This window comes from Thermoplasmata archaeon (genome assembly GCA_038729465.1).
GTDB lineage: Archaea > Thermoplasmatota > Thermoplasmata > Thermoplasmatales > ARK-15 > JAVRLB01.
Genome location: JAVYRZ010000037.1, coordinates 1 through 7,130, shown reverse-complemented (window position 1 = coordinate 7,130; position 7,130 = coordinate 1). Strand labels below are relative to the sequence as shown.

Annotated in this window: 8 protein-coding genes; 3 read left to right on the top strand and 5 right to left on the bottom strand. The window is 36.3% G+C overall.

Annotated elements, in window-relative coordinates:
- Together QXQ25_06865 and QXQ25_06860 are read right to left on the bottom strand one after the other, a co-directional pair.
- Nucleotides 1-658, bottom strand: a 658-nt coding sequence (locus QXQ25_06865) for an aminotransferase class I/II-fold pyridoxal phosphate-dependent enzyme (protein MEM0161420.1), incomplete at its 3' end; no start/stop codon positions are given.
- A 147-nt stretch (nucleotides 659-805) separates the two neighbouring features.
- Nucleotides 806-2,191: an aldehyde dehydrogenase family protein gene (locus tag QXQ25_06860; protein ID MEM0161419.1), complete on the bottom strand. Its 1,386-nt coding sequence runs from the start codon at nucleotides 2,189-2,191 to the stop codon at nucleotides 806-808.
- A 244-nt stretch (nucleotides 2,192-2,435) separates the two neighbouring features.
- Here QXQ25_06860 and QXQ25_06855 point away from each other — a divergent pair, with 244 nt between their 5' ends.
- The 3 genes from QXQ25_06855 to QXQ25_06845 are packed head-to-tail and all read left to right on the top strand — an operon-like array spanning nucleotide 2,436 to nucleotide 4,331.
- The gene (locus tag QXQ25_06855) at nucleotides 2,436-2,942 is read left to right on the top strand and encodes a DJ-1/PfpI family protein (protein ID MEM0161418.1); all 507 of its coding nucleotides are present in this window, start codon (nucleotides 2,436-2,438) and stop codon (nucleotides 2,940-2,942) included.
- Between the two features lies 1 nt (nucleotide 2,943).
- A complete protein-coding gene (locus QXQ25_06850; protein ID MEM0161417.1) occupies nucleotides 2,944-3,981 on the top strand; it encodes a bile acid:sodium symporter in 1,038 nt (345 codons plus the stop codon).
- Between the two features lie 17 nt (nucleotides 3,982-3,998).
- Nucleotides 3,999-4,331 (top strand): metalloregulator ArsR/SmtB family transcription factor, encoded by a 333-nt coding sequence (locus QXQ25_06845; GenBank protein MEM0161416.1) that lies wholly within the window; start codon nucleotides 3,999-4,001, stop codon nucleotides 4,329-4,331.
- 9 nt (nucleotides 4,332-4,340) lie between these two features.
- Here QXQ25_06845 and merA read toward each other — a convergent pair whose 3' ends face one another.
- The 3 genes from merA to QXQ25_06830 all read right to left on the bottom strand — a co-directional run.
- A complete protein-coding gene (gene merA, locus QXQ25_06840; protein MEM0161415.1) occupies nucleotides 4,341-5,732 on the bottom strand; it encodes a mercury(II) reductase in 1,392 nt (463 codons plus the stop codon).
- Nucleotides 5,729-5,968 carry a cation transporter gene (locus QXQ25_06835; protein MEM0161414.1) on the bottom strand — a complete coding sequence of 80 codons (240 nt, stop codon included), beginning with the start codon at nucleotides 5,966-5,968 and terminating at the stop codon, nucleotides 5,729-5,731. The genes merA and QXQ25_06835 overlap by 4 nt, the downstream gene beginning before the upstream one ends.
- Before the next feature lie 174 nt (nucleotides 5,969-6,142).
- A partial coding sequence (locus tag QXQ25_06830) for an ATPase domain-containing protein (protein ID MEM0161413.1) occupies nucleotides 6,143-7,130 on the bottom strand: 988 nt, incomplete at its 5' end.

Genomic DNA, 7,130 nt, shown 5'->3' with positions numbered 1-7,130 from the left:
AGTTGGTAAAGTCAACTTCCGGATAGCGTATGTCAGAATGTATTTCATCGGAGATTACTAAAATACCATTATCTATGCAGATATCTCCCAATCTTTTAAGTTCTTCCTTCTTCCAGACTCTTCCAACTGGGTTGTGAGGATTACAAAGAATAATCATTCTCACTTTTGGATCCCTGACCTTTTTTTCGAGATCTTCAAAATCCATTTCGTAGTGTCCGTCTTTTAATATTAAGGGGTTATTCAAAAGATACCTTCCATTTGATTCTATAGACTTAAAGAACGGATAGTAGACAGGAGTTTGAACAATAATCTTTTCTCCAGGGTTAGAAAAGGCTCTGACTGCAAGACTGATTGCCGGAACTACTCCCGGAGTGAATACCATCCATTCTCTTTTTAAGTTCCAGTCATATCTTCGTCTGTACCAGTTTATGACTGCATCATAGTATGCTGACGTAAAATTTGAATAGCCATATATTCCATGTTGTGCACGTCGAGTTAAGGCATCTACAAGAGGCTTAGGCGCTCGAAAGTCCATGTCTGCCACCCATAGTGGCAACAGGTCATCTGAGCTAAAACGTTGAGCTAAAAAATCCCACTTAACAGATCCTGTTCCTTTACGATCAATTACTTCATCAAAGTCAAATTTTTTAGTTGCCATGTTAATTAATATAATATATAAAAATATAAAATTTGCTATCGAGTATTTACCTTATTTATGATCTTACTTATTATATCCTTGCACTTTTTTATTTATATTAAATATAGTCCATATTTATACAAACAAATAAAAATTTAAAGACTTTTGCTATTTTTTTAATATTACCAGTTTTATTTCGGTCATCTCTTCTATAGAGAACCTTATACCTTCCCTTCCAATACCACTTTTTTTCATGCCTCCAAATGGCATAGTGTCTATCCGGAAGTCAGAAGTGTCATTAACGAGTATAGTTCCATAGTCTAGCACATCAATTGCTTTCATAACCGTTTTTATTTCAGAAGTAAAAATTCCAGCATGCAATCCATACTGAGTATCATTTGCCAGGTTTAAAGCTTCATCAATATCATCAAAGCTCTTAATTATCGTAATAGGGCCAAAAGCCTCATTTTTCCATACCATTGATTTATTATTTACCTTATCTAGAACTGTGGGGAAGTAAATACTACCTTCTCTTTTGCCGCCCATTAGTATATCAGCACCTTCATCAACTGCTGAGTCCACCCAGCCTTCCACTCTTTTTGCCTCTCCTTCACTTATCATTGGGCCAATGTCTGTGCTTTCATCTAGTGGATTTCCAGCTTTCAATTTTCGAGCGGATTTAATGAATTCTTCCACAAATTCATTATATTCATTTTTTTGGACAATAATGCGCTGGGCATGAATGCAATTTTGACCTTGTGATTCAAATGCTGCATCAACGATTGAAGAAATGTTATTTTTCCAGTCTGAGTTTTCGCAAATTATTACTGGTGAATTGCTACCAAGTTCCATCGAGTATTTTTTTGGCCCTGCACTTTTAATCAAACTGTCTGCAGCTTCAATTCCACCAGTAAAAGTAACTTTCTTGATAAAGTCAGAATTGAGGAAAAATTTAGTAACTTCAGAACCTCCACCAGCGATTATATTCTGGAAAGAGTATTCGGGGAAACCACTTTCTGCAATTATTTCTCCCAATTTTAAAGATGAAAGGGGCGTGAGTGTTGCTGGTTTGTTGATTATTGAGTTGCCAGCAGCTAGTGCCGGTCCTATTTTGTGAGCTACAAGATTCAATGGATCATTAAATGGAGTTATTGAGAAAATCGGTCCTATCGGAACACGTATATAGTATGCAAATCTATCTTGCCCTCTTGGTTCAACGTCCAAAGGTACTGTTTCTCCGTGTATATTCTTCGCTTCTTCTCCCGAACTTTTAATTGTAAATGATGCTCTCTTAGTTTCTTTTCTTGCATATTTTATTGGTTTACCTGCCTCCATGGCAATTATTCTTGCTAGCTCATCTTGCTTTTTATTTATTTGTTCAGATGCATTTAGAAGAAAATCATATCTCTTAAATGCGGGTAACATGGAGTTTTTCTTAAAAGCTATCAGAGCATTATCAAGAATCTTTTTGGCATCAGTAAGATTTGTTTCTTTTATCTTTCTTATTGTCTCGTTATTAAATTTATTTTTCACAGATAGCATTTTACCAGCCATAAAGAAGTGAATAAATATCTAATATTTTATTATTTTTATATACATTTATTAGCTTTTGTTTTAATATTCGATGAAAAAATTAAATAATTAATAATGTTGCAAACTTAACCTTTTTCATGGAAGGTTAGAACTCGAGCTATTATCATAAAATTTATTATAGTTATTAGATATTATTATTTATCAACAGAGAAATGACAATTTATTAAATAGTTAAATTTAAATATTATAATGTAATGACAGAATTATGAAGAGGATAGGAATAATGATCGATGATGGATATCATGACCTAGAGTTATGGATCCCTTATTACAGGTTTAAAGAAGAGCATATAGATTTTGACGTGCTAGCATATGAAGATCGTGAATATTCTGGTGTGTACGACCTGGATCGGATCAGGCCTACTAACCTTATCACTGAAGATATGGATCATTATGACTTGATTTATATGCCAGGTGCAAACTCGCCGGCAAACCTGTTAAAAAATCCTATCACCATAAAGATCATCAAGAACATGAGTAACTCCACAAAATTTGCAACAATATGCCATGCACCATTGATACTCGCAGAGGCAGGACTGCTCTCAAATAAAAAGGTTACCGGACACCCGTCTATAAAAGATGAAATAGAGCGCAAGAACGCAATATACGTGGATGTGCCTGTAATAAGGACCTCGGATCGTATACTGTCTGCAAAAACGCATTTTCAGATGTATTTATTTATGCCAGAACTGTTGAAATTTGCAAGGGAGTAGTATGACGAGCATTGGAAAAACACTTGGCTTAAAAACAATACTATTTCCATTATTTGTAGTCATTGCTATTGTACTGGGATTGGAGCTTGGAATACATTTAAAGAGTGCGAGTGATGCTGTGGCCACGTACGGCATACCTGTAGGCCTGTTTTTCATGATCTATCCGGCCATGACGAAAGTGCGAATGCGCGATTTTGCAAAAAGTCTAACAAACATAAAGAGCGTGGGGCTGATGCTGGCACTGAACTATCTGATAGATCCGTTTCTTGTGGCAGGGCTCGGATACCTATTTTTCGACCTGATATTTTACCGCATGGGACTGATCAGCATGAACGTTGCAAATCAGGTGGTTGTGGGTGTGATACTATTGGGCGTGGCACCATGCATAGCTATGGTAATGGTATGGACAGATCTCTCAAAGGGCAATCTGGCGCTGGGAGTGTCTTTTGTAGCTTGGAACTCGATTATCCAGATCATTACAACTCCGTTTCTTGTCTACATACTTGCGAGAACTAGCGTTGTAATAGAGCCTTCGCTGATACTGGAGAGTGTGCTGTTGTATCTGGCGCTGCCGCTTATTGCAGGTGTATTGACCAGGCAGTTAATGCACAAAAAACCATATTTTTCAAAGGTTCTGAACGTGCTGGGAAACGTGCAGACTATAGCGCTGCTGTTTACAATAATCGTGATGTTCTGGAGCGAAGGGTATGGAATCATAGAATATCCATCGCTCATATGGATGATGGCAATAGTGATGCTCTCGTTTTATTTTATATTGTTTCACATTGGCTATTTTACAGCAAAAAAGCTCAAATACAATTATCAGGACTCTACAGCGATCGGATACACAGTTTCTGCGCGAGACTTTGAAGTGGCAATAGCCATTGCCTTAGTTGCGTTTTCCAAGTACCCGTTTGTGCCAATAGCCACAGCGATAGGGCCATTGTTAGAAATACCGTTAATGTTGTTGCTGGTCTGGGTTCAGCTGGGCAGACTTGAAAAATTTAGAAAATCAGAAAAAAGTTTAATATCATTGTGACATTATAGATTAACAATATGAACAATGTTGAGTATTGTAACCTTAAAAAGATAACGCCTGTAAAAATCGAAGATTTTGAGTCTGTGGAGCAAATAACTGAAGCGCTTGCAAACAAAGCGCGGCTTGCTATATTATATGCTCTTAACAAATACGGAGAGCTGTGCGCTTGCGAGATCATACCTTCGTTCAAACTTGCACAGCCTACAATCACGTTGCATCTTCAAAAACTGTATAATGCAGGACTGCTCAAAAAAAGAGAAGAATGGAAATACACGTACTATTCTATAAAAGATGAGTATCTGCAGTTTGTAAGAACCGTGCTGGAACTTAACAAAAAATCAAAATTGTGAAAAAAACAGTTATTCTGCACAGCAGCTTAACCTTGACATATCTTTAGAAAATGATTGTGCGACCATCTTCAGTGATTCAGACATTGTTGGATACGGATGCACGATCTCTGCCAACTCTTCAGGAGTCATCCGATACTTGATTGCTAGCGTGGCTTCTGATACAAACTCTGATATGTAAGGTGCAAATCCATGAAACCCGATGATGTGATCTTCCTTGTCAGTGAGCATCTTTACAAATCCAGCAGTATGGCGCATGGTATTTGCCTTTGGAACTAGCACATTGGTCAGTGTTCGAACATTGTATATAATATTTTTCTTTTTAGCTTGTTCTTCAAGCAACCCCACTCCAGCAATCTGAGGATCTGTGTATATCGCATATGGTATTAGATTATAATCGATCTCGAGATCCTGCCCAAAAAGCGCGTTTTCAGCAGCTACAGCACCTTGCTTTGCAGCTACTGTAACGAGCATATTTAAGCCTGTTACATCTCCTGCAGCGTAAATGTCGGGATTTGAAGTTTTTAATGTTTTGTCTATTATCACAGCATCGTGATCATCAACAGTTACAGTCGCTGTATTCAATCCTATGTTTTCGGTATTAGGTATTCTTCCAGACGCGACTAACAGAGCTTCAAAAAACAAGGATTGTGAATCTCTTTTTACGCTTATATCAATTTCATTCTGTGATTTTAGTTTTCCCACTCTATGAAACGTGACATTTTTCAGTATTTTCACACCGTTCTTGTTAAGATACTGTTCTACAGCCTCTGACATGTCTGCATCGTACTTTTTCAATAGCCTTTCTCCTCTCTCAAATATTGTAACTTTTGAGCCTAGCCAGCTCAGATACATACTCATTTCCAGTGCGATGTAGCCACCTCCTATTATGCCTATGCTCTCTGGAACTTTGCTCATGTTCAACAGCTCATTGCTGGTCAATATATTAATTTTTGAAATGCCATCAATGCCTGGAACATGCGGCAAAGAGCCTGTTGCTATTATGTATTTTCTCGCGCTGTAAGTGCGATCTGCAATTTTTATAGATTGTCCATCAAATTTGCCAGTGCCTTTCACAAACTGGATATTGGGATAGTATCCTAATAGATTCTCGTACTTCTCTTTTCTAAGCTTTGACACAAGCGCATCTTTCTGCTCTATCAGCTTTTTCAGGTCATACTTGCCATTTAATTTTATCTGCTTGAAATTATTAATTGCAAAGTTTCCAAACAGCGATGAAGCCCATAAAAGGTTCTTGCTCGGTATGCATCCTCTATTTACACAGGTTCCTCCAATTACATTATTTTCTATGATCATAACATGCGCTCCAAACTCTACAGCCTTGATCGCTGCTGAAAACGCGGCAGAGCCGCCACCCAGAATTATGAGATCGTAGTCTTTCATTTTTGATCATCTTCTAACATGGCTCTGTAATGTGACTTGCCACTAAATATTGGCAATTTCAAAACTTCTTCTGCAGATATTTTGTCAGTATCCACAATTATGGTGCCATGCTCATTTAAAAATGATAGATTCAGTACTTTCACGCCATCTTTTTCGTTAAGGTGTTTAGTTATTGTAATAGCACAATCTTCGCATGTCATACCATATATTTTCAAGTTTACTTTTTTTTTAACCATGATAAATCATAATAAACGTCTGTTATTTAAATTAAAAAGTGTATATTTTTAAAGCTGCTTTAAATCGTTAAAGTAATACGGCTAAGCCTTAAAGCAGTTATTTTTCATTTTGAAAAATAATCTGAAAATTATAGAAACTTTACAGAACAGTAGCTGGCTGATTAGAGATGATAGCTAAATAATTGATATCAATTTATAAAAGCGTTGTGTTAAATGGCACTCCCACGGTTCTATTACATATATGTTTGTTTTGGGATTTATTCCGTATAAGCATAAGGTATTGTTTATTAATACTACCCTGATATGCGTGCTTGCCATGTTCATAATCTGGGTTTTATTCTTAACTCCCGGCCGTAAAGTTAAAATTCCTATGTCTTTATTATCTATAATATTGTTTATAAACTCTACTATTTCTTGAATTGCTAATGTTCCCCTATATTTCTCAATTACTCCAATCGAAATAAGGTAAAATACGGGTGAACCAAATGTTTTGAGCTTGGTTATCGCTTGCTGTATCAACGCACCTGTTTTTTCTTTGTTCTGGCTGCCAAGCGAAATTATATTCTCTTTATCACTGCTTGATCTGGTATAATCTAAAAAGATTATGTGAGTGTCTACTTTTGTTTTATCATTTATATATATGTTATATCTCTCTTTTTCTTCTTCAATTGAGTATCCAGTTGGTAAGGCCATTAATACGCCTCGATCTAAAACTACAGCATTTGCAATTATAGGCAATTTTAGTAGCTGGCTATGCAATCCTACACCTTCACCGTACTCTATTAAGTTTACCGATCCATAGCTGTATCCTCCACCTAATATATCATCCAGATCTTTAATGCCTGTACTAAACTTGTTATCATTCACAGATATTGGTACTTCAAAATGTTTTTTGCACTCTATATCTATCATTTGTGAAAATATGTAAAACTTTCCATCTTTTAATGTGAAAAGGTATTTTTTAAATTTTGTCTCGATGCCTCTCAGTTTCTCAATTGACAAGATTCTTATTTTTCGATTATCATAAAGATCCTGCTCTAATAATATTACTCCATCTGCAATATACTCTAAATTTTCAGCTTTTTTCTTCTCTAACACAAATATTATGTCTGTGTTTCCCCCTTCAACCAGGTCTTTTACAAGTGCATAAACTAAATCTTCC